Raw genomic sequence first — 19,906 nt, 5'->3', positions numbered from 1 at the left:
CATGGCCGAGACGAGCGACCGCGACCAGAAGACCGAACAGCCGACCGCGAAGAAGCGCGCCGACGCCGCGCGCGAGGGTAATGTGTTGATGTCGCGCGAGCTGGCGACGGCGCTGATGATGCTCGCCGGCGCCGGCTGGCTGTTCGCCGCCGGCGGCTGGCTGGTGCAGTCGGCGGGCGAGCTGGTCCGACGCGGCCTGACCCTCGATGCCGGCGACGTCGCGCATTTTGCGCCGGGCGAGGCGCTGGCGCGCAACGGCTTTGAAATCCTGCTGCCGCTCGCGAGCCTCTTTGCGCTCGCGCTCGTCGCGAGCTTCGCCGGGCCGGCCATGCTCGGCTCGCTCGGCTGGCGCGGCAAGGCGATGGAGTTCAAGGGCAACCGCATCAACCCGCTGAACGGGATCAAGCGCATCTTCGGCCTGCAAGGGGTGATCGAGCTGGTCAAGTCGATCGCCAAGGTTCTGCTGCTCGGCACCATCGGCTATTTGCTGATCGCGCGCAGCCTGCCGGCGATCATGACGATGGCGTCGAGCGACCTCAATGCCGCGCTCGGGCTGGCGGGACGCTCGCTCGGCCATGCGATGCTTGCGCTCGCCGGCGGGCTGGTGGTCATCGCGCTGATCGACGTGCCTGCGCAATGGTTTCAGCGCAACAAGAAGCTGATGATGACCAAGCAGGAGGTCAAGGACGAGATGCGCCAGTCCGACGGCGCGCCCGAGCTCAAGCAGCAACAGCGCCAGCGCGCGCACGAGATATTGAGCGGATCGGCGCGCAAGGCGGTGTCGGAGGCGACGGTGATTCTGACCAACCCGACCCATTTCTCGGTCGCGCTGCGCTATCGTCCCGGCGTCGATGCGGCGCCGGTCGTCGTCGCGCGCGGTCGCGGCGACGTCGCGCTCGCGATCCGCGAGCTGGCGCGCAGCGCAAGCGTCCCGATGCTTGAATATCCACAGCTCACCCGCGCCATTTATTTCACCGCGCGCGCCGGCCGGATGATCCCCGAGGAATTGTTCGTCGCGGTCGCCACCGTGCTCGCCTTCGTCTTCCAGCTTGAACGCGCGGCGGCCGAAGGCCGGGCGCAGCCGGCGGTCGACGTCCCGACCTCGCACCGCTTCGACGCCGACGGACGGCGGCAGGATTAGGATCGATCGGGCTTAATCCGGCACGCGGGCTGCCGTTAACAGCTTCGAAGGATAGCGAAATGGTCAGTTCAATCGCCAACAGCCTCGGCCTGGGATCGGGGATCGACATCAAGCAGTTGGTCACCGACCTGTCGAATGCGTCGCGCCAGCCGAAGATCGAGCGCCTGGCGCAGTTGACGCAGCAGAATCAGGCGCGGATCAGCGCCGTCGCGCAGGCGCGGGCCGACCTCGAAGGCTTCGCCGATTCGCTCAGCCAGATGGTCGACGACGGGACGCTGCGCAGCACCCCGACCGTGTCCGACGAGAGCGTGCTGTCCGCGACCGCGCGCGCCGGCCTGCACGCCGACAGCTTTGCCGCGACGATCGAGGTGACCCAGCTCGCCCGTGCGCAGACCGCCTATTCGGGCATCGTCGTCGACCGCGAAGCGGCGATCGGCCAGGGCACGATGACGTTGAGCATCGGCGGCACCGATTACGCCATCACGATCGACGCGACCAACGACAGCCTCGACGGCCTCGCCGCCGCGATCAACGCGAGCGACAGCGGCGCCACCGCGTCGATCATCGCCGACGAGGGCGGCTATCGCATGATCGTCAAGGGCACGACGGGCCAGGCCAATGGCTTCACCCTGGCCGCCGACGCCGGCGCCGATCCGGGCCTGACCGCCTTCGCCTATGGCAGCGGCGGCGGGATGACGCTGGGCCAGGCGGCGGCCGATGCCAAGTTCACGATCGACGGGGTCGCCTTCAGCCGCGCGACCAACATCGTCGACGATGTCGTGCCGGGCATGTCGCTGACGCTGAAGAAGGCCGCGCCCGGCCAGCCGGTCGACATCGGCGCGAGCCGGCCGCTCGACATGATCAAGCAGACCGTCGGCGATTTCGTCGCCGTCTATAACCAGATGAAGGCCAGCCTGTCGGCGGCGGCGAACATGTCGGGCACGACGATGGCGCTGCGCCAGCTCGAATCGACGCTCGCCGGCCTGGTCGGGCAGGTCGTGACCAGCGATCCCAATATCAACAAGCTGACCGACATCGGCATTTCGACGACCAAGGACGGCCTGCTGACGGTTGACAATGCCAAGCTGCAAAAGGCGCTGGAGACCGACGCGGGCGCGGTCGAGGCGCTGTTCAACCCGCGGCGCGACGCGACGCACGACACGACGACCGACCCCGGCATCGCCTTCGCGCTCGACGCGATCCGCGACACGGCGGTCGCGACCGATGGCCTGCTCGACCGAATCGAGACCTCGCTCGACAAGAAGAGCGAATCGCTCGCCGACCAGCTCGAGAAGATCGAGGCGCGCGAGGACGCCTACAAGGCGCGGCTCGAAAAGCAGTTCGGAGGCCTCGACGCCAAGCTCGCGGCCTTCAAGGCGACGCAATCCTATCTCGAACAGCAGATCGAGATCTGGAACAACCAGTACAAGAATTAAGAGTTTCCAGCCATGGCAGCCACCGCCTCGACCGTCCGAGCCACGGGCCTCTATCGCCGTCTGCAGCATGAAAGCCGGGCCGCGGCGGCCGATCCCGTCGAACTCGTCCAGATGCTCTACGACGAGCTGGAGATCGCGGTCGGCGTGCTGATTTCGATGGTGCGCCAGGGACAGCGCATTTCGGCGACCGAGCCCGCGCACCGTGCGCGCGCGATCCTGATCGGACTCGACGCCGGGCTCGACCGCGACGCCGGCGCCAATGTCGCCGATGCGCTGTCGCGCGTCTATCGCGGCATGCGCCGCAAGCTGGACGAAGCGGTCGCGACGAACGACGTCGCGGCGCTCGGCGAGTTGCTCGACGGCATCGGCACGATCAGCATCGCCTGGCGCAAGCTGCGCGAGGGCTGAAGGGATAGGCATTTCGCCTGCGGCCGGGAACAAGTCGCACCCGGCCGCCCAAGGTGGGGACGGGCGGCCGGGTGGCTTGAAAGGGGTGAACCAGCACCCCTCTTTTCAGCAGAGCTGAACGCGGTGCGGCCGATCAGGCGGCCTGTTGCTGCTGCACGCCATATTTGCGCATCTTCTCGATCAGCGTCGTGCGCTTGAGCGACAGCAGGCGCGCCGCTTCGGAGATGATGCCGTCGGCGAGGTCGAGCGCGACGTGGATCTGTTCGAGCTCGATCGTCTCGATCTCGCGCTTGAGGTCGATCGGGCGGCCGGGCGCCGGCGTCTTGGGATGCACCAGATGGATCGACTGCCCATCGTCGTCGGCCGACAGGTCGGCGTGCTCGCCCGCGACCGCCAGCCAGGGCGCCGGCGCAGCGGTCGGGTTGAGCAGGATCGCGGTCGCTTCGGCGCCGAGTGTCTCGCCGCCGTGGAGCACGCTGGCGCGCTCGACGAAGTTGCGCAGCTCGCGGACATTGCCCGGCCAGTCGTGCCGCATCAGCAGCGTCATCGCCGCATCGTCGAAGCGGCATTTGGCGTCGGCGGGCATCTGGCGCTGGAAATGACGGATCAGCGCGGGAACATCCTCGGCGCGGCTCGCCAGGCTGGGAACCTGGAGCACCACCACCCCGAGCCGGAAGAACAGGTCCTCGCGAAACTTGCCGTCGGCGATCGCGGCGCCCAGATCCTGATGCGTCGCCGAAATGACGCGAACATCGACGCGGCGCATCTCGCTGCTGCCGACGCGGACGATCGTCCGATCCTCCAGCACGCGGAGCAGCTTGACCTGCATGTCGAAGCGCATGTCGCCGATTTCGTCGAGGAAGAGCGTGCCGCCCTCGCTCGCCTCGAAATGGCCGATCCGGCGCGCGGTGGCCCCGGTGAACGAGCCTTTTTCATGGCCGAAAAGTTCGGATTCGATGAGGTCGGCGGGGATGGCGCCGCAATTGATCGCCGAAAAGGCCTGGCCGGCGCGGACGCCTTCGTCGTGGATCGCGCGGGCGACGAGTTCCTTGCCCGAGCCCGACGGTCCGCAGAGCATGACCGATGCGTTCGACCGTGCCACGCGGCGGATCATGTCGCGCAGATGCCGCGCCGCGGCGCTGCTGCCGATGATCAGCGTTTCGAGCGCAGCCTGGTCGCTGCGAGTTTGAACCATTTCCCGCATTTTCGTCTCCACTGCGCCCCACCCAGTGGCGCCCCCCTTCGATGAGCCGAGAGATTGCGGAAATTGGTAAACAACATCTTTACCGTGTCTTCATAACCCCTTCATAATAAAGGATTATTGCCATAATGGCGATATAATGAGCGGCTTTTCGTCGTTAACGATCGAATATAGCGCCAGTTTGGCACTAATTCCCCGTCACGAAATCCCAGCCGAGCGTGACCGAGATACGGCGGTTGCGCGGGTCGAGGCGATTCGAGGGCACATAGGGTTCGCGATCGGCGACCCCCTCGATACGCGAGAAGCGGCTGGCGGCGATGCCGCGGAAAGCGAGATATTGCCGCGACACCTCGGCGCGCTCGACCGACAGGCGCCAATTGTTGGTGCCCGACCTCGCCGACCAGGGCGCAGCGTCGGTGTGACCGCGGATCATGAGCTGGTTCGGCACCTCGGCCACCGTCTTCGCGAGCTGGGTCAGGATATGCGACGCCTCGGGGGTGAGCTGGCTGGTGCCCATGACGAACATCGAGAAGTCGGCGTCGTCGACGATGTCGATGCGCAGCCCCTCACGCGTTTCGGTGAAGCGGATGTTGGGCGCCAGGCGGCGGATCTCGGCCTTGGCCTGAACCTCGCGCATCAGCGCCTGGGCGAGTTGCTGGAACTTGCGCCGTTCGCTCTGCCGCCCCAGCGCCTCGCGCGGGCCGCCAGTCGCGTCGCGCGGGATCGTCATCGCCTTGGTGCCCGTCTGCCCCGCCTCGTGCGGATATTTGTCCACATCGACGAGCGAGTCGCCGCCGAACAGCCCGGTCGACCCCGCCGTGTCCTGTTTCGTCTGGACGATCGTCGGCGCGAAATAGTCGGCGAGCGCCTTGCGCTGCTTCTCGGTCGTCGCGCCGAGCAGCCACATCAGCAGGAAGAAGGCCATCATCGCGGTGACGAAGTCGGCATAGGCCACTTTCCACGCGCCGCCGTGATGGCCGCCGTGCGCCGCCTCGACCACCTTCTTGACGATGATCGGGCGCAGCGGGGTGTTCGGGCGCGCCGCCATCAGCGGCCCCGCATTCCGTCGAAGACCTCGGCGAAGCTCGGCTGGTTGGCATGGTCGACGCCCGACCGCGCCGCCTCGATCACCAGCGGCTGCGGATGGCCGTGGAGCGAGGCGATGATGAGCTGCTTGACCGTATGATAGATGGCGGCGTCGCTTTCGATCACGGTGCGCGCGCGCGCCGCGAAGGGCCCGACGAAGCCATAGGCGAGCAGCACGCCCAGAAAGGTGCCGACGAGCGCCGAACCGATCATCGCGCCCAGGATCTCGGGCGGCTTGTCGATCGAGCCCATCGTCTTCACGACGCCGAGCACCGCCGCGACGATGCCCAGCGCGGGGAGCGCGTCGGCAAGGCTCTGCAGCCCCTCGGCCGGCTTGATCGCATGGTGGCGATGATTCTTGAGGGCATTGTCCATCACCTCCTCGACCGCGTGCGGGTCGAGCGTTCCCGACGAGACGACGACGAGGCGTAGCGTGTCGCAGATCAGGTGGACCAGCGTCTGGTCCTTCAGCAGCTTTGGATATTGCTGGAAGATCGGCGAGCTGGCGGGGTCCTCGATATGCGGCTCGACCGCGACCGGCCCTTCGGTGCGCATCATCTTCATCAGGGTGGAGACGAGGAGGATGCAGTCGAGATAGTCGGCCTTCTTGTACGTGGGGCCACGAAACACCTTGCCGATGCCGCCGGCGAGCGCCTTCAGATCCTTGCCCGAATTGCCGATGATCAGCGAGCCGACCGCGGCGCCGCCGATGATCAGCATTTCGTGCGGCAGCGCCTCAAGCACCGGCGCGAGATTGCCGCCGGTCAGCGCGAAACCCCCGAACACCAGCAGGATCAGAACGACGATGCCGATAACGGGAAACATGCGCAGTCAACTCCAATCGGGGCCCGGCGGCCCCGCAAACAGGCGGGCCTCTTGAGGATTAACGGCAGCGCGCGCGAAAGATTGAGCCGATCAGCCCAAAATATCGAACAGCGTCTGACGGTTGATCCGCGCAAAGGCCGCCTGCGCCGCCTCCAGCGTCAGATTCGTCGCGTTGAGCTGCGCGATCGCGACCGACAGGTCGGTGTCTTCAACCGAAGAGCGCTCGTCGGCGAGCGTGATGTCGCGCGCCGCAAGCCCGTCGCCAAGGCGTTCGAGCCGCCCGGCCGACAGGCCGAGCGTCGCATTGCGGTCGGCGACATGGCCGATCGCGCCGTTCAGCGCGTCGAGCGAGGCGCCGATCGCGGTCGCGTCGTTCGCGGTCACGGCCGCCGCGGCGTCGCGCAGGCCGGTCGACAGGCTGTTGCCGCCGAGCACGAAGACGTCGTCCGCCGATGGCACCGGCGCGAAGCTGACATCCGAATCGAAACGCATGACGCGCGCGTCGGCGGTCGCGAACAACGGCTCGCCGTTGGAATCGCGGCGCGCGGCGAGGCCGTCGATCTCGTCCGCAATCGCGCCAAGCTCGGCGGCGATGGTCGCGCGGTCGGCATCGTTGAGGGTGCCGGTGGCGGCCGACAGCGTCAGTTCGCGCGCGCGGATGAGCAGGCTGCTCGTCGATTGCAGCACGCCGTCGGCCTGCGACACCAGCGCCTGCGCCGAAGCGATGTTCGTCTGCCAGACGTCGGCACTCGCCTGCGCCTTGCCGATCGTCGCGATGCGCCGCCACGACACGGCGTCGTCGGACGCGCGCTGGAGCCGCTTGCCGCTGGAGATCTGGACCTGCAGCTTGTCGATCTGGTCGGCGAGGCCCGACTGGCGCGCGATCTCGCGCGTCATGCGATTGCCGGTGGCGTTGATCATGATCCGGGCCTTCCTAGAGCGACGTCAGCAGCGTCTGCATGGTTTCGCGCGCGACCTGGATCGTGCGCGCGGCGGCCGAATAGGCCTGTTGAAAGCGGAGCAGGTCGCCCGCTTCCCGGTCGAGGTCGATCTCGCTGACCTCCGCGCGCGCCGCGGCGGCGGCATCGGCCCGCGTGGTCGCCGCCGCGTCCTGCGCGCGCGCCGAAGCGGTCGCCTGCGCCTGCGTGGCGAGATGTCCCGACCAGAGCGATTCGGGATCGTCCGCACCGCGCATCGCCCCCAGCGCGAGCATGTTGCCGTTGCCGCTCGACGCATCGGCGGCGGCGACCTGATCGGGGGTCAGCGCCGCCGCGGTGAGCGTCGCGGCGGTCGTACCGGTAAAGAGCGCGGCGCCGGCGTTGCCGGCCGCATCGAACCCCGCCTGGTGCGCGGCGTTGATCTGGCCCGCGAACTGGCCGGCGAGCGCATCGAGATCGGCGCGCTGGTCGGCGACATGGTTCGCCGCCTCCGAAAGCCCGGCGAGCGATCCGGTCGCGGTGGTGAAGGGTGCGCCGCCGTCGGTCGCGAAAGCCAGCCGTCCGTCGGCTCCGGCGGTCACCGAGATCGGATGGACCTCACCATTGCCGACGAGCATGTCGCCGGTCGCCGCAACGCGCAGCGTCGCCGCGCCGCGATCGTCGAGACTGATATCGACCCCGGCCTGCGCCGATATCCGGTCGAGCAGACGGTCGCGCTCGTCGAGCAGCCCCGCCTCGTTGGTCGAGCCGGGGCGCGCCTTGCGCAGGCCGATATTGATCTGCTCGAGCGCGTCGAGATTGGCGTTGAAGCTCTGGGTCTCCGACGAGGCCGCGCCGGCGACGCCGTCGGCCATGTCCGAAAGCTGGCCCGCCGCGGTGCGAAAGCCCGAGGCGATGTCGTCGGCCGCCTGGAGAAACTGGCTGCGCAGCGTGCGGTTGGCGGGGTCGGCGGTGAGCAGGTCGGCGGTGGTGAAGAGGCCGGTGAGCCCCGATGCGATACCGTTCGTCTCGTCGCTCAACGCCCCTTCGACCCGCCCCATCCATTCGAGCCGGGTCGCGGCGCGCTCGGCATCGCCCGAAGAGAGGCGCGAATCGGCGATCAGCCAGGCGTCGACCGAGCGATCGATGCCGCCGATCTCGACCCCGCCGGGGCGGACATTGGCACGGACCAGCGCGGTGTCGCCCGCCGCCATCGCCTCGCGCAGCCGCAGCGAGCGCCGCGCATAGCCCGGCGACTGCGCGTTGGCGATATTGTCGCCGATCGTCGCGAGCGCCGCCGAATAGGCGCGCAGCCCGCTGGCGCCGATGCCGAGCAGGTCGCTCACTGGACGCTCCCGCCGCCGGAGCCGGCCCCGCCGCTCGTAGCGACGCGCGCGCGGAACTGCGCCTCGACCATCGAGGCGATGCCGAATTGGCGCAGCGACGCGATCGAATCGGCGGTGCGGGCATCGGCCATCTCGCGGAAATTGTCGGTCGCGCTCGATCCGAAGATATCGTCGCCGAGCTTCGCCTGGCGCATCGAGGCCATGAGCTGGCGCAGGATCACCGCTTCGAAGGCTTCGGCCGCCTTGCGCAGGCCGCCGTCGCCGCCGCCGGCCAGCGTCGGTGTCGCGGCCGCGGGCACGCGGGTGGCGGAGATGGAAGGAGACGTCATCATATGATTACCAGTTCGGCTGTGAGCGCGCCCGCCTGGGACAGCGCCTCGAGGATCGCGACAAGGTCGCCCGGCGGCACGCCCATGCGGTTGATCGCATCGACGAGCTCGGCGAGCGAGGCGGTGGGTTTCATCAGGAAGGCGGGGCGATAATCCTCGGTCGCCTCGATCTCGCTCGACGGTTCGATCGCGGTCTGACCGCGGCTGAACGGCGCGGGCTGCACCACCGTCGGCGATTCCTTGATCGACACGGTCAGCTTGCCCTGGGTGACCGCGGCGGTTCCGACGCGGACCGCGCCATTGATGACGACGGTGCCGGTGCGCGCGTTGACGATCACCTTCGCGGGCGGTTCGGCGCGCACGACGTCGAGATTCTCGACCAGCGAGACCAGCCGCATGCGCTCGTCGCCGCCGCCGCCTGCGCGGATCGAGATGCTGGCGCCATCGACCATCGTCGCGGCGCCCGGCCCGAGCGCGCGGTTGATCGCGTCGGCGACGCGCTTCGCATTGGTCGCGTCGAACTGGTGCAGGTTGAAGAGCAGATGGTCGCCATAGGCGAAGCCGGTGTCGACCGCGCGCTCGATCGTCGCGCCGTTCGCGATGCGGCCGCTCGACGGCACGTTGACCGTCAGCTTCGACCCGTCGGCGGCGTCGACCCCCAACCCGCCGATGACCAGATTGCCCTGCGCCATCGCATAAATCTGTCCGTCGGCGCCATAAAGCGGCGCAAGGACGAGCGTGCCGCCGCGCAGGCTCTTCGCCTTGCCGATCGCCGAGACGGTGATGTCGAGGCGCTGGCCGGGCTTGGCGAAAGGCGGCAGGTCGGCGGTGATCATCACCGCCGCGGCGTTCTTGAGCGCCGGATTGACCCCCGGCGGCAGCGTCAGGCCGAAGCGCGACACCGCACCCTTCATGCCGAGCGTCGCATAGTCGAGGCTGTCGTCGCCGGTTCCCGCAAGCCCGACAACGATACCGTAACCGGTGAGCTGGTTGGTGCGCATGCCCTGGAACTGGCCCATGTCCTTGATCCGCGCCGCCGATGCGGGCGCCGCGAAGCCGAAGCCCGCCACGAGCAGGGCAAGAAAGGCGATGAGGATGGAGCGCTGGGTCACGGGATCGGTCCTTGGTCGGATCAGAAGGGGCTGATGATCGAGAAGAAGCGCGACAGCCAGCCCTGGCGGCTGGCGCGGGCGATGTCGCCCTTGCCGACGTAGCGGATGCGCGCGTCGGCGACGCGCGTCGAGGCGATGCGGTTGTCGGGGCCGATGTCGATCGCGCGGACAAGGCCCGAGATCTGCACCCGTTCGTCGCCGCGATTGAGGGTGAGCAGCTTTTCGCCGCGCACCAGCATCGTGCCGTTTGGATAGACCTCGGCGATCGTCACGCTGATCTCGCCCGCAAGCTGGTTCGACTGCGACGCCTCGCCCTTGCCCTTGAAGTCGCTGCCGCCGCCCATGCCGATATCGCTGGGCGAGAAGAAGGACAGCGGACCGGTGGTCGGCGGCGTCAGGCCGAAGCTCGAATCGCGCTGGGTGCCCGAGGCGCTACTTTTCGACGCGATGGTCCGCTCGACGAGCTGGATGGTCACGATATCGCCGACCCGGCCGGCGCGGCCGCCCGAGGTCAGCGGCACATAGCCGCCCTGAAAGATCGCGCCGTTCGCGGGCGGCGGCGGCGGTGGGCCCGGGATCGTCGCGGCGAAGGCGTCATCGCTTTCCTTGTCGCGCGCCGCCGCCGGCCACGGGGCCAGCACGAGCGCGAGGAGCAGCGCGCTAGAGAGTCTGCGTCGCATTTTTCATCATCTCGTCGGTGGCCTGGATCATCTTGGAATTGACCTCATAGGCGCGCTGGGTCTCGATCATGTCGACGAGTTCCTCGACGACATTGACGTTCGATCCTTCGAGCATGCCGCCGCGCAGGGACCCGCGGCCCTCTTCGCCAGCGGCGCCGACCTGCGGCGTGCCCGAGGCAGCGGTTTCGACCAGCATATTGTCGCCGATCGCCTGCAACCCCGAGGGGTTGGCGAAGCGCGCGATCTCGATGCGGCCGAGCTCGACGACGTCGGCCTGGCCGGGCACGGTGGCAGAGACGGTGCCGTCGACGCCGATCGACAGGCCGGTTGCATCCTCAGGCACCTGGATCTGCGGGATCAGCGGCTTGCCGTCGGGAGTGACGATGGTGCCGTCGGGCGCGCGCTCGAAATTGCCGGCACGGGTATAGCCGATGCGCCCGTCGGGCAGATCGACCTGAAAGAAGCCGGCGCCGTCGATCGCGACGTCGAGCGCATTGCCGGTGGTCGCGAACGTCCCCTGCGTGTCGATGCGCGAGGTGCCCGAAAGCTGGACGCCGGTGCCGAGGTTGAGGCCGGTCGCATAGCGATTGTCGGCCGCGGCGGTCGCGCCCGGCTGGGTGATCATCTGGTACGACAGCGTCTCGAAATTGGCGCGATCGCGCTTGAAGCCGGTCGTGTTCACGTTCGCGAGGTTGTTCGCGATCACCTGCATCCGGAAGCTCTGGGCATCCAGGCCGGTTCGCGCGACGTGCAAGGCACCGAAACTCATCTCATATTCTCCTTAACGGGGCAGTTGCATCAGGTTCGCGGTCGCGCTGTCCATCTCGCGCGCGTCGCTGATCAGCCGAAGCTGCGAATCCCAGCTCTTGCTTGCCTCGATCATCTCGACGAGCGCGGTCGTCGCGGTGACGTTCGAGCCTTCGAGCGAGCGGGTGACGAGCCGCGCCTCGGGATCGTCGGGCAGGATGCCGCCATTTCGCACCCGGAACAGGCCGTCGAGCCCCTTGACGATGTCCGAACCGGCGGGGCTCGCGATGCGGAGGCGGTCAACCTCCTGCGGATTTTCGGGATCGCCGCCGGCGGGAACGACCCAGACCCGGCCCTGATCGTCGATCTTGATCGAATCGGCGGGCGGGATCGTCACCGGTCCCTGCGTGCCCTGCACCGGATGGCCGTCGCCCGTCGTCAGCAGGCCGGAGGCCGAAAGCTGAAGGTCGCCGCGGCGGGTATAGGCTTCCTCGCCGTCGGGCGCCTGGACGACGAGCATCGCGTCGCCCTGCATCGCGACGTCGAGGTCGCGCCCGGTCGACGTGATGGTGCCGGCGCGCATGTCGGCGCCGACCACCTCTTCCGACGCCAGCGCGCGCCCACCGATACCGGCGCCCTCGAACCACAGGCTCTGCGCCTCGGCGATCTCGCCGCGAAAGCCCGGCGTGTCGACGTTCGCGAGGTTGTTCGCGATCGCCGTCTGCCGGGCCATGCTGCCCCGCATCGCGGTAAGGCTGGTATAGATGACGCGGTCCATGGATCGGCTCCCGGCGGGCGGCGGCTGCGCCGCCGTCAGTTCATGTTGATGACGGTCTGGGTCAGCGTCGACGCGCCCTCGATCGCCTTGGCATTGGCCTGGAAATTGCGTTGCGCAGCGATCAGCATCACCAGTTCCTCGGTGATGTCGACGTTCGAGCGTTCGAGCGCGCCCGAGCGCACCGCGCCCATCGCGCCGCTGCCCGGCGAATCGATCACCGCCGCGCCGCTTTCGCCGGTCGACTGCCAGTGCGCGTCGCCGATCGGGCGCAGCCCTTCCATCGCGGGGAAGGACGCCATGGCGATCTTGCCGAGCATCTGGTTCGACCCGTCGGCGAAGGTCGCGGTGACCAGCCCGTCGGTGCCGACCGAAACGTTGACCAGCGCCGCGTCGGGATCGCTCGGCGACGCCTTGGGCAAGACGAGGTCCGAGGTCGCGTCGAGCGTGCGCGCGGTGACATTGCCGTCGGCATCGACCGGCAGCAACTGAAGCGCCGAGCCCGTCGTATCGACGACGCGGCCGTCCTCGAGCGGGGTGAAGGCGCCGTTGCGCGAATAGGTGACGGCATTGGTCGGCGGCGCGCCCTTGACGACGAACAGCCCCTCGCCGACGATCGCCATGTCGAGCGTCTTTTCGCTCGTTTCATAGCTGCCCTGCGTGAACTCCTGGGTGATGCCGTTGAGGCGCGTGCCCTGCCCCGCGATCATCCGCGTCGACTGGTTGGGCGACGAGGCGAAGATGTCGCCGAACTGCGCGCTGCTGCGCTTGAAGCCGATCGAGCCGGCGTTGGCGATATTGTTCGAGATGACCGACATGTCGGTCTGGGCGCCCTTGAGGCCCGAAAGCGACGTATAGAATGACATGGACTTATCCTTCCTGGGTGGATTGGGTTTCCGGCGACGCCGGTGCGAGGGTCGAGGCCTTGATTTCCTGCAACAGCGCGGTCTGCGCCGTGAGCTGCTCCGAAATCTTCTGCAGCGTCGTGTTGGTTTCGGTGACGCCGGCGAGGCTGGAGAATTGCGCCATCTGCGCGACCATCTCCTGATTATCGACCGGGTTGAACGGGTCCTGCTGCGAGAGCTGCGCGGTCATCAGGCGCAGGAAGTCGCTCTGCCCCATCTGCTGGGGCGCAAGCACCGTCGAGGTTGCCGTGCCGGTGCCGCTGATTGCGTCGATCGCCATTGCTTATTGTCCCAACCGCAGGGTTTCGTTGATCAGGCCCTTTGCGGTGTCGAGGACCTGGACGTTGTTCTGATACTGGCGAGCGGTCTCGACCATCTCGACCAGTTCGGCGGCGCTATCGACCGCCGCTTCCCAGACATTGCCGTCGGCATCGGCGAGCGGATTGTCGGGGTCGTGGCGTTTCGTCGGCGCCATCTTGCTGGTCGTCACCTGGTCGACCGCGACCGTCGCGCGGCCGGCACCGTCCATGACGGTGCGGAACACCGGCTTCATCGAACGGAACGCCTCCGCCTCGCTGCCCGCGACGGTGCCCGCATTGGCGAGGTTCGAGGCGGTGGTGTTGAGGCGGACGAGCTGCGCCGACATGGCGCGCCCGCTGATGTCGAAGATCGAAAGACCGGCGGCCATCGTCATTCTCCCTTGAGCGCTCGCGTCAGCGTGCCGATCCGACCCTGCAGGAACGCGAGGCTGGATCGATAGGCGAGCGCATTTTCGGCGAAGGCTGTCTGTTCGGTCGCCATCTCGACGGTGTTGCCGTCGAGCGACGACTGGACCGGGATGCGATATTCGATCGCCCCCTGGGTCGACGCGCCTTGTTGCGCAAGGTCGAGCGCCTTGGCGAAGTCGAGGTCGCGGGCCTTGTAGTGCGGCGTGGCGGCATTGGCGATGTTCGAGGCGAGCATCATCATGCGCTGGCTGCGGAGCTGAAGCGCCGTCGCGTGCAGGCCGAAGAGCTTTTCGGATGCCATCTGTCCATTCCTCCTGTCGCCGCTGCCCCCGGCCAGGTCGGCCGTGCGGGGCGCGCGGAAAAGCACAAGGCATGTTGCAATGGCCGTGCCAAATCGCATTTTCCTCCGCTTTTCCATGTCTTGGCCGAGAGCGGTGGCGCGGGCCGCGACGGCACATCGGGCGCTCGTCAAAAGATTGACGCGGGCCGGCGTCGGCGCCCGAAATCGGCGGCAAAGGCCGATTGGCACATATGCTGCATTCCTGAGCGCGATCCCTGGAACCGAAGGAGATGGATCATGACCCGCCCTTTCATCGCCGGCCTCGCCGCGATCGCCGTCGCCGTGCCCACCGCGAACGCGCAGCAGCGCTATGAGGACTGGCAAGCGATCGACAATCTGACCGCGATCGTCGCGGGCGCGATGGGCCGCACGGCGGCGCCAGTCGACCGGCGCATCAAGCTGCAGCGCTGCCCCGAGCAGGCGACGATTACCGCGATCGACGCGCAGACGCTCGCGGTGCGCTGCCCCTCGCTCGGCTGGCGCGTGCGTGTGCCGATGGCGGGCGGTGCCGACGCCGCCTCCGGTCTGGTGCCCTATGCGGCGCCCGCGAATTACGCCCGGCCCGCGGCTCCGGTGATCCACCGCGGCGACAATGTCCGCGTGTCGATCGAGACCGAGAGCTTCGCGATCCACTATAGCGCGACCGCCACCGAGGACGGCCGCGTCGGCGACACCATCGCGCTGCGCGGCACCGACAACCGCCGCGTGCTGAGCGCCGTGGTCACCGGACCCGGCCGCGCGCGCATCGCGGATTGAGATTTTATTTTCTTCGTCACCCCGGACTTGATCCGGGGTCCCGCTTTCTCCGTCGTTTAGCGGGGCCCTGGATCAAGTCCGGGTGACGAGACAGGGAATGGCTCCTTCCAGATCCAAACTGCGTCAGCTCCGGTTTTTTCCCCACCATCGCTTAATCGCCCGCTCCCCCAGCCGTAAATGCTCTCCGAATGCTCCGTCGATTTTCCGACGGGGCGGCTTGTGGAGGCTTCGCATGTCGGGTGACAGCAAGATCGGGCAGCCCATCGCGGGACCGGTTCGCGCCGGCGCCGTGCGCAAGCTCGCCGCCGGATCGGCGGCGGCGCGCCCCGATGCGCCGGTGTCGACGGCGGCCGGCGAGGCCGCGCCCGCGACCCGGTTGCTGGGCCTGACCCGGACGCTTGCCGAGCAGGGACCGCCGGTCGACGTGGCGCGCGTCGCCACGCTGCGCACCGCGATCGCCGGCGGCGACTATCGCGTCGAGGCGCGCGCACTCGCGCAGGCAATGCTCGCCTTTCATCAGGGAAGCGCCGGCGCATGCTGATCGAGATGGACGAGATGCAGACGCGGCTCGACGCGCTGGTCGCGGCGCTCGACGGACAGGATCCGGGCGCGATCATCGCGGCATCGGAAGCGCTGGCGACCGCAGTGATCCTGTTTCGCGGCGCGGCAATCCCCGCCGGTGCCGAGGCGCGCGCGCGGGTGCTGATCGGCCAGGTGCTACGCCAGCTCGAAGCCGCGGCGATCCGCGTCAACGTCCTGAAGAACTGGACACGTCAGCGGATTGACAGAAACCATGCGATGCGCGGAACCGCGCCGCGCGGCCTGGCGACAAGCTATTGATAATCCGTCCCTGACAGGCGATTTACCAAAAATGGCACGATGATTGCTTTGGTTTCCGCGAACCAGCGGAACCCGAAAGCATGACCCCGATCAAGCCCCTGCCCCAGACCCCGACGACCGCGCCCGTGCTGGACGCGGTGCAGGCGGCGTCGGCGCGCACGGGGATCGATTTCGACTATCTGGTCGACGTCGCCCGTGTCGAGAGCCGCTTCAACCCGACCGCCAAGGCGCCGACATCCTCGGCACGCGGCCTCTATCAGTTCACGACCCAGACCTGGCTCGCGACGCTCGACCGTCACGGCGCCAGCCACGGGCTGGGCTGGGCGGCGAATGCGATCGCGCGCGACAGCGGCGGCCGGCTGTCGGTCGCCGACCCGGCGCTGCGCCAGCAGATCCTCGACCTGCGCGACGACCCCGGCGCCGCTTCGGCGATGGCGGCGGCGCTGACCGCCGACAATCGCATGGCGCTTGAAGGCCGCTTCGGCCGCCCGATGGAACCGGTCGATCTTTATCTCGCCCACTTCCTCGGCAGCGGCGGCGCGATGCGCTTCCTCGCCGGGCTCGAGGCCGACCCCGACCAGCCCGGTGCGACGATGCTGCCGCAGGCGGCCGCCGCCAACCGGCCGATCTTCTATGCCGGCGACGGGCGGATGCGCAGCCTGGGCGAGATTCGCGACCTGTTCGCCGCGAAGCTCGCCGCCGACGGTTCGCCCCCCGCCCTTTCCGTGCCCGCCGAACAGCGCTGGCGCGCCGAGGCGAGCAGCTTCGCCGGTACCGCCGGCGGCGGCCGCCCGCCGCTTCAGATGATGGAAATCCAGCCGATGCCCAAGACCCTGTCGATGGACTTCGCCGCGAACGCCTATCGGCGGCTCGCCTCGATGGGAGGCGGCGCATGACGGGCGCGCTGGACCTGCGCCGGATCGGCCGCATTGCCGGCGCCGCGGCGCTGCCGCTGGGGATGCTGATCCTCGTCGCGCTGATGGTGATCCCCGTTTCGCCGATGGTTCTCGACATCAGCTTCGTCGGCAACATCATGATCAGCCTCGCGATCCTGATGGTCGCGCTGTCGGCGTCAAAGCCGCTCGATTTCTCCGCCTTTCCGACCGTGCTGCTGCTCGCGACGCTGTTTCGCCTCGCACTGAACGTCGCCTCGACGCGCGTCGTGCTCGTCCATGGGCACGAGGGCACGGCGGCGGCGGGCCATGTCATCGAGGCGTTCGGCCAGGTGCTGATCGGCGGCGACTATGTCGTCGGCCTGTTCGTCTTCGTCGTGCTGATGATCATCAATCTGGTCGTCATCACCAAGGGCGCGGGGCGCGTGTCCGAAGTGTCGGCGCGCTTCACCCTCGACGCGCTGCCCGGCAAGCAGATGGCGATCGACGCCGACCTCAACGCCGGCCTGCTGACTCCCGACGAAGCCAAGGCGCGGCGACAGGAAGTCGCGACCGAGGCCGATTTCTACGGCTCGATGGACGGCGCCTCGAAATTCGTGAAGGGCGACGCGGTCGCGGGCCTGCTGATCCTGTTCGTCAACATCGTCGGCGGGCTGATTCTCGGCATGGCCAGCCATGGGCTGAGCTTCTCCGAGGCCGGCGCCACCTATGTCACGCTGGCGATCGGCGATGCGCTGGTCGCGCAGATTCCGGCGCTGCTGCTGTCGATCGCCGCCGCGGCGATCGTCACCCGGGTCAATTCGCCGCTCGATCTGTCGGGCCAGATTGGCAGCCAGTTCGCCTCGCCGCATGTCTGGATGGCGGTCGGCGGCATATTGTTCATCCTCGGCCTCGTTCCCGCGATGCCGCAGATGCTGATCCTGCCCGCCGCCGCGATCGCGCTCGGCGCCGGCTGGCAGATGCGGCGGATGGCGGCGCTCGCAGTGCCGGCGGAGGAACCCGCCGTGCCCGCCGCCGACCCGCACCATATCGCCTGGGCCGATGTCAGCGAAGCGAGCGCGTGCCAGCTCGAGGTGGGCTATGCGCTGATCGCGCTGGTCGACGAACGCAAGGGCGCGCCGCTGATGGGCCGCATCACCGGCATCCGCAAGCAATTGTCGAAGGAACTGGGCTTCGTCGTGCCGCTGGTGAAGGTGACCGACGATCTGTCGCTGCCCGGCAATTGCTATCGCATTTCGGTCGCCGGGGTCATCGTCGGCGAGGACGAGGTCTATCCGAACGAGATGCTCGCGCTCGATTCGGGCGATCTCGTTACTCCCATCCGCGGCCGGCCGTGCAAGGACCCGACCTTCGGGCTCGACGCGCTGTGGATTCCCAAGGCGTCGCAGAACGACGCGATCGCCGCGGGCTATACCGTCGTCGATCCGGCCACGGTGGTCGCGACCCATCTCAACAACAGCATCATCGCCTCGGCCTCCGAACTGTTCGGCATCGACGACGCGCAGGCGCTGATCGATCATCTGAAGGCGCATTATCCGCAGCTCGCGGCGAACCTCAGCCCGCAGGGCTATGCGCTGCCGCGCGTCGCGGCGCTGTGCCGCGCGCTGCTCGAGGAACGGGTGCCGCTGCGCGACTTCCGCAAGATCGCCGAAGCGATGGTCGCGCTCGCGGGCCAGCAGCTCGGCGACGGCGACCTGGTCGAGGCGGTGCGCCAGCGCATCGGCGCGCTGATCGTCCAGACCATCGTGCCGAGTCGGATGCCGCTGCCCGTCGTGACCTTCAGCCCGGAGATCGAGATGCTGCTGACCCAGGCGGTGCGCGCCAATCCGGGCGCCGAATGGCCATTCGAGCACGGCATGGCGATGAAGATCGTCGAACAGATAGGACAGGCGGTCGAACCGCTGCTCCTCTCGACGCGCAGCTTCGCGCTCGTCGCATCGCCGTTGTGCCGGTCGGCGCTGTCGCGGCTGGTGCGCGCGACCTTCCCCGACGTCGCCGTCATTTCCTACCTCGAAATCCCGCCGAACAAGCCGACTGAGATCGTCGCGACGATCGGCGCCGAACCCGCGCGCCTGCCCGGCGCCGCCGCCGACCAGATGAAGGATGAGCCGCATGAGAGCTGAGCGAGCCGACCAATTCGGCGCCGCCGTCGTCGCCCCGCATCCCGTCCCTGTCGCCGCGACCGCCGCGCGCGGTTATGGCGAGAGCATCGAGGCGCTGGTCGCCGATCATGCGCCGCTGGTCCGCAAGATCGCGTGGCAGGTGTTTTCGCGCGTCGCGCGCACCAGTGAGCTCGACGATCTGATCCAGACGGGCCTCATCGCCCTCATCGAGGCGAGCCGCCATTATGAGGAGCGCGGCTATGCCTTTGCCACCTATGCCTCGACCCGCATCCGCGGCGCGATGATCGACCAGCTCCGCCGCGAGGCCGAGGTCGGGCGATCGGCGATGATCGCGAGCAAGCGCATCCAGACGGTGCGCCGCGACCTCGAACAGCATCTGATGCGCGCTCCGACCGCGGCCGAGATGGCCGATGCGTTCGGGATGAGCGCCGAGGAATATTTCGCGCTCGAGAAGAACGCCGCCCATGGCCGCTCGACCTCGCTCGACGAGATGATCGACCGCGGCACCTTCCTGATCGCCGACGAAGCCGACGGCGCCGACGGCCAGTGCGAGCGCGAGGATATGCTGGGGGCGCTGCAGACATGCATCGAGCGGTTGCCCGAACGCGAGCAGATGGTGCTCCAGCTCTATTTCTTCGAGGAGTTGAACCTGCAGGAGATCGGCGTGACGCTCGACGTCAGCGCGGCGCGCGTGTGCCAGATCAAGCGCGACGCGATGGCGCGGATCGAGGCGATGATACGCGCGATGACCGAATAGGCGCGGGGCCCGCGCGACCGCACGGTTTCCCGGAGAAGATGGCCGGATCGGCGTGCGACCGCCGCCGATCCGGCCGGAGGGGTCAGATCGTCCGCCGCTGCCTGTCGTTCCAGGCGCGGCGGATCGTTTCGAAATAGCGTTTCATCCGGTCGGCGCCCGCGTCGCTCAGGCGGATGAGCGAGCGCCGCCGATCCTTCTCGTCGATCGCGCGATGCACCAGCCCTTCCTGCTCGAGCGCGGCGATCATGCGCAGACCCGACGACAGCGGCACGCCGGCGCCGGTCGCGAGGTCGCTGGCGCTGAGCTGGCGATCCTGCTCGCGCGCGAGCATCAGGTCGAGCATCATGTCCCAATTCGCGCCCGAAAGCTGGGCGCGGCCGAAATGATCCTGACGGATGCGTCGCGTCTGCAGGCTGAAGCTGACCTGTTCGACCAGCATCGTCTGCGGATCACCCTCGGCGCTCACGGGCCGCTCCTCGGAACGGACGGAGAGCATTTCCTGGATCTGGCCGATCCGCGACTTGATCTCGGCGATATCCTCGCGCGAATATTGTTCCATCT

General features: G+C 68.1%; 24 protein-coding genes. 9 read left to right on the top strand and 15 right to left on the bottom strand.

Features of this window, described 5'->3' with window-relative positions; genetic code table 11:
- Position 1 precedes the first annotated feature (1 nt).
- The 3 genes from flhB to FHR21_RS01195 are packed head-to-tail and all read left to right on the top strand — an operon-like array spanning position 2 to position 2,985.
- Positions 2-1,141, top strand: coding sequence for a flagellar type III secretion system protein FlhB (flhB, locus tag FHR21_RS01205; protein WP_184094481.1), 1,140 nt, complete (start codon positions 2-4; stop codon positions 1,139-1,141).
- A 59-nt stretch (positions 1,142-1,200) separates the two neighbouring features.
- Positions 1,201-2,577 (top strand): flagellar filament capping protein FliD, encoded by a 1,377-nt coding sequence (gene fliD / locus FHR21_RS01200; protein WP_184094479.1) that lies wholly within the window; start codon positions 1,201-1,203, stop codon positions 2,575-2,577.
- A gap of 12 nt (positions 2,578-2,589) precedes the next feature.
- Positions 2,590-2,985 carry a flagellar export chaperone FliS gene (locus FHR21_RS01195; RefSeq protein WP_184094477.1) on the top strand — a complete coding sequence of 132 codons (396 nt, stop codon included), beginning with the start codon at positions 2,590-2,592 and terminating at the stop codon, positions 2,983-2,985.
- 133 nt (positions 2,986-3,118) lie between these two features.
- Here FHR21_RS01195 and FHR21_RS01190 read toward each other — a convergent pair whose 3' ends face one another.
- From FHR21_RS01190 to FHR21_RS01125, 14 genes are all read right to left on the bottom strand, one after another.
- Positions 3,119-4,189, bottom strand: a complete 1,071-nt coding sequence (locus tag FHR21_RS01190) for a sigma-54 interaction domain-containing protein (RefSeq protein WP_246426991.1) — start codon at positions 4,187-4,189, stop codon at positions 3,119-3,121.
- A 184-nt stretch (positions 4,190-4,373) separates the two neighbouring features.
- Complete coding sequence (locus FHR21_RS01185) at positions 4,374-5,234, bottom strand: flagellar motor protein MotB (protein ID WP_184094476.1); 861 nt, start codon at positions 5,232-5,234, stop codon at positions 4,374-4,376.
- The gene (motA, locus tag FHR21_RS01180) at positions 5,234-6,097 is read right to left on the bottom strand and encodes a flagellar motor stator protein MotA (RefSeq protein ID WP_184094474.1); all 864 of its coding nucleotides are present in this window, start codon (positions 6,095-6,097) and stop codon (positions 5,234-5,236) included. The genes FHR21_RS01185 and motA overlap by 1 nt, the downstream gene beginning before the upstream one ends.
- Before the next feature lie 90 nt (positions 6,098-6,187).
- Positions 6,188-7,018: a flagellin gene (locus tag FHR21_RS01175; RefSeq protein ID WP_184094472.1), complete on the bottom strand. Its 831-nt coding sequence runs from the start codon at positions 7,016-7,018 to the stop codon at positions 6,188-6,190.
- A 13-nt stretch (positions 7,019-7,031) separates the two neighbouring features.
- Positions 7,032-8,360, bottom strand: coding sequence for a flagellar hook-associated protein FlgK (gene flgK, locus FHR21_RS01170; protein ID WP_184094470.1), 1,329 nt, complete (start codon positions 8,358-8,360; stop codon positions 7,032-7,034).
- Positions 8,357-8,689 (bottom strand): rod-binding protein, encoded by a 333-nt coding sequence (locus FHR21_RS01165; RefSeq protein ID WP_184094468.1) that lies wholly within the window; start codon positions 8,687-8,689, stop codon positions 8,357-8,359. Before FHR21_RS01165 ends, flgK begins: the two co-directional genes overlap by 4 nt.
- Entirely contained in the window at positions 8,689-9,801 is a 1,113-nt protein-coding gene (locus tag FHR21_RS01160; RefSeq protein ID WP_184094466.1) for a flagellar basal body P-ring protein FlgI, read from the bottom strand. Before FHR21_RS01160 ends, FHR21_RS01165 begins: the two co-directional genes overlap by 1 nt.
- A gap of 20 nt (positions 9,802-9,821) precedes the next feature.
- Positions 9,822-10,481: a flagellar basal body L-ring protein FlgH gene (locus tag FHR21_RS01155; protein ID WP_184094464.1), complete on the bottom strand. Its 660-nt coding sequence runs from the start codon at positions 10,479-10,481 to the stop codon at positions 9,822-9,824.
- Positions 10,462-11,250: a flagellar basal-body rod protein FlgG gene (gene flgG, locus FHR21_RS01150; RefSeq protein ID WP_184094462.1), complete on the bottom strand. Its 789-nt coding sequence runs from the start codon at positions 11,248-11,250 to the stop codon at positions 10,462-10,464. The genes FHR21_RS01155 and flgG overlap by 20 nt, the downstream gene beginning before the upstream one ends.
- Before the next feature lie 12 nt (positions 11,251-11,262).
- A complete protein-coding gene (locus tag FHR21_RS01145; RefSeq protein ID WP_184094460.1) occupies positions 11,263-12,006 on the bottom strand; it encodes a flagellar basal body rod protein FlgF in 744 nt (247 codons plus the stop codon).
- A gap of 35 nt (positions 12,007-12,041) precedes the next feature.
- Positions 12,042-12,869, bottom strand: coding sequence for a flagellar hook-basal body complex protein (locus FHR21_RS01140; protein WP_184094458.1), 828 nt, complete (start codon positions 12,867-12,869; stop codon positions 12,042-12,044).
- Between the two features lie 4 nt (positions 12,870-12,873).
- Positions 12,874-13,188, bottom strand: a complete 315-nt coding sequence (locus FHR21_RS01135) for a flagellar hook assembly protein FlgD (protein ID WP_184094456.1) — start codon at positions 13,186-13,188, stop codon at positions 12,874-12,876.
- 3 nt (positions 13,189-13,191) lie between these two features.
- Positions 13,192-13,602, bottom strand: a complete 411-nt coding sequence (flgC, locus tag FHR21_RS01130; protein ID WP_184094454.1) for a flagellar basal body rod protein FlgC — start codon at positions 13,600-13,602, stop codon at positions 13,192-13,194.
- The gene (locus tag FHR21_RS01125) at positions 13,599-13,937 is read right to left on the bottom strand and encodes a flagellar basal body rod protein FlgB (protein ID WP_184094452.1); all 339 of its coding nucleotides are present in this window, start codon (positions 13,935-13,937) and stop codon (positions 13,599-13,601) included. Before FHR21_RS01125 ends, flgC begins: the two co-directional genes overlap by 4 nt.
- 276 nt (positions 13,938-14,213) lie before the next feature.
- Between FHR21_RS01125 and FHR21_RS01120 the strand changes: the two genes are divergently transcribed.
- The 6 genes from FHR21_RS01120 (at position 14,214) to FHR21_RS01095 (ending at position 19,345) form a co-directional block, all read left to right on the top strand.
- The gene (locus tag FHR21_RS01120; RefSeq protein ID WP_184094450.1) at positions 14,214-14,732 is read left to right on the top strand and encodes a flagella basal body P-ring formation protein FlgA; all 519 of its coding nucleotides are present in this window, start codon (positions 14,214-14,216) and stop codon (positions 14,730-14,732) included.
- Between the two features lie 232 nt (positions 14,733-14,964).
- On the top strand, positions 14,965-15,273 hold the full coding sequence (flgM, locus tag FHR21_RS01115; RefSeq protein ID WP_184094448.1) for a flagellar biosynthesis anti-sigma factor FlgM: 309 nt from the start codon (positions 14,965-14,967) through the stop codon (positions 15,271-15,273).
- Positions 15,267-15,572, top strand: a complete 306-nt coding sequence (locus tag FHR21_RS01110; protein ID WP_184094445.1) for a hypothetical protein — start codon at positions 15,267-15,269, stop codon at positions 15,570-15,572. Before flgM ends, FHR21_RS01110 begins: the two co-directional genes overlap by 7 nt.
- Before the next feature lie 80 nt (positions 15,573-15,652).
- On the top strand, positions 15,653-16,468 hold the full coding sequence (locus tag FHR21_RS01105) for a transglycosylase SLT domain-containing protein (protein WP_184094443.1): 816 nt from the start codon (positions 15,653-15,655) through the stop codon (positions 16,466-16,468).
- On the top strand, positions 16,465-18,588 hold the full coding sequence (gene flhA, locus FHR21_RS01100; protein ID WP_184094441.1) for a flagellar biosynthesis protein FlhA: 2,124 nt from the start codon (positions 16,465-16,467) through the stop codon (positions 18,586-18,588). Before FHR21_RS01105 ends, flhA begins: the two co-directional genes overlap by 4 nt.
- Positions 18,578-19,345 carry a sigma-70 family RNA polymerase sigma factor gene (locus FHR21_RS01095; RefSeq protein WP_184094440.1) on the top strand — a complete coding sequence of 256 codons (768 nt, stop codon included), beginning with the start codon at positions 18,578-18,580 and terminating at the stop codon, positions 19,343-19,345. Before flhA ends, FHR21_RS01095 begins: the two co-directional genes overlap by 11 nt.
- An 82-nt stretch (positions 19,346-19,427) precedes the next feature.
- Here the strand turns inward: FHR21_RS01095 and FHR21_RS01090 are convergent, their stop codons facing one another.
- On the bottom strand, positions 19,428-19,904 hold the full coding sequence (locus FHR21_RS01090; RefSeq protein WP_184094437.1) for a MarR family winged helix-turn-helix transcriptional regulator: 477 nt from the start codon (positions 19,902-19,904) through the stop codon (positions 19,428-19,430).
- Positions 19,905-19,906: the final 2 nt, after the last annotated feature.

Origin of the sequence: Sphingopyxis panaciterrulae (assembly GCF_014199295.1) — a bacterium.
Taxonomy (GTDB): domain Bacteria; phylum Pseudomonadota; class Alphaproteobacteria; order Sphingomonadales; family Sphingomonadaceae; genus Sphingopyxis; species Sphingopyxis panaciterrulae.
This window is presented reverse-complemented; position numbering and strand designations above follow the sequence as displayed.

What these genes read in the sequence shown, in the direction of transcription:
- FHR21_RS01095 (WP_184094440.1), top strand. Translation starts at nt 18,578, where the DNA reads ATGAGAGCTGAGCGAGCCGACCAATTCGGCGCCGCCGTCGTCGCCCCG.
- flgM (WP_184094448.1), top strand. Translation starts at nt 14,965, where the DNA reads ATGTCGGGTGACAGCAAGATCGGGCAGCCCATCGCGGGACCGGTTCGC.
- FHR21_RS01155 (WP_184094464.1), bottom strand. Translation starts at nt 10,481, where the DNA reads ATGCGACGCAGACTCTCTAGCGCGCTGCTCCTCGCGCTCGTGCTGGCC.
- fliD (WP_184094479.1), top strand. Translation starts at nt 1,201, where the DNA reads ATGGTCAGTTCAATCGCCAACAGCCTCGGCCTGGGATCGGGGATCGAC.
- FHR21_RS01110 (WP_184094445.1), top strand. Translation starts at nt 15,267, where the DNA reads ATGCTGATCGAGATGGACGAGATGCAGACGCGGCTCGACGCGCTGGTC.
- flgC (WP_184094454.1), bottom strand. Translation starts at nt 13,602, where the DNA reads ATGACGATGGCCGCCGGTCTTTCGATCTTCGACATCAGCGGGCGCGCC.
- FHR21_RS01125 (WP_184094452.1), bottom strand. Translation starts at nt 13,937, where the DNA reads ATGGCATCCGAAAAGCTCTTCGGCCTGCACGCGACGGCGCTTCAGCTC.
- FHR21_RS01185 (WP_184094476.1), bottom strand. Translation starts at nt 5,234, where the DNA reads ATGGCGGCGCGCCCGAACACCCCGCTGCGCCCGATCATCGTCAAGAAG.
- FHR21_RS01135 (WP_184094456.1), bottom strand. Translation starts at nt 13,188, where the DNA reads ATGGCGATCGACGCAATCAGCGGCACCGGCACGGCAACCTCGACGGTG.
- FHR21_RS01090 (WP_184094437.1), bottom strand. Translation starts at nt 19,904, where the DNA reads ATGGAACAATATTCGCGCGAGGATATCGCCGAGATCAAGTCGCGGATC.
- FHR21_RS01195 (WP_184094477.1), top strand. Translation starts at nt 2,590, where the DNA reads ATGGCAGCCACCGCCTCGACCGTCCGAGCCACGGGCCTCTATCGCCGT.
- FHR21_RS01105 (WP_184094443.1), top strand. Translation starts at nt 15,653, where the DNA reads ATGACCCCGATCAAGCCCCTGCCCCAGACCCCGACGACCGCGCCCGTG.
- motA (WP_184094474.1), bottom strand. Translation starts at nt 6,097, where the DNA reads ATGTTTCCCGTTATCGGCATCGTCGTTCTGATCCTGCTGGTGTTCGGG.
- FHR21_RS01190 (WP_246426991.1), bottom strand. Translation starts at nt 4,189, where the DNA reads ATGCGGGAAATGGTTCAAACTCGCAGCGACCAGGCTGCGCTCGAAACG.
- flgG (WP_184094462.1), bottom strand. Translation starts at nt 11,250, where the DNA reads ATGAGTTTCGGTGCCTTGCACGTCGCGCGAACCGGCCTGGATGCCCAG.
- FHR21_RS01165 (WP_184094468.1), bottom strand. Translation starts at nt 8,689, where the DNA reads ATGACGTCTCCTTCCATCTCCGCCACCCGCGTGCCCGCGGCCGCGACA.
- FHR21_RS01145 (WP_184094460.1), bottom strand. Translation starts at nt 12,006, where the DNA reads ATGGACCGCGTCATCTATACCAGCCTTACCGCGATGCGGGGCAGCATG.
- FHR21_RS01175 (WP_184094472.1), bottom strand. Translation starts at nt 7,018, where the DNA reads ATGATCAACGCCACCGGCAATCGCATGACGCGCGAGATCGCGCGCCAG.
- flhB (WP_184094481.1), top strand. Translation starts at nt 2, where the DNA reads ATGGCCGAGACGAGCGACCGCGACCAGAAGACCGAACAGCCGACCGCG.
- flhA (WP_184094441.1), top strand. Translation starts at nt 16,465, where the DNA reads ATGACGGGCGCGCTGGACCTGCGCCGGATCGGCCGCATTGCCGGCGCC.
- FHR21_RS01140 (WP_184094458.1), bottom strand. Translation starts at nt 12,869, where the DNA reads ATGTCATTCTATACGTCGCTTTCGGGCCTCAAGGGCGCCCAGACCGAC.
- FHR21_RS01120 (WP_184094450.1), top strand. Translation starts at nt 14,214, where the DNA reads ATGACCCGCCCTTTCATCGCCGGCCTCGCCGCGATCGCCGTCGCCGTG.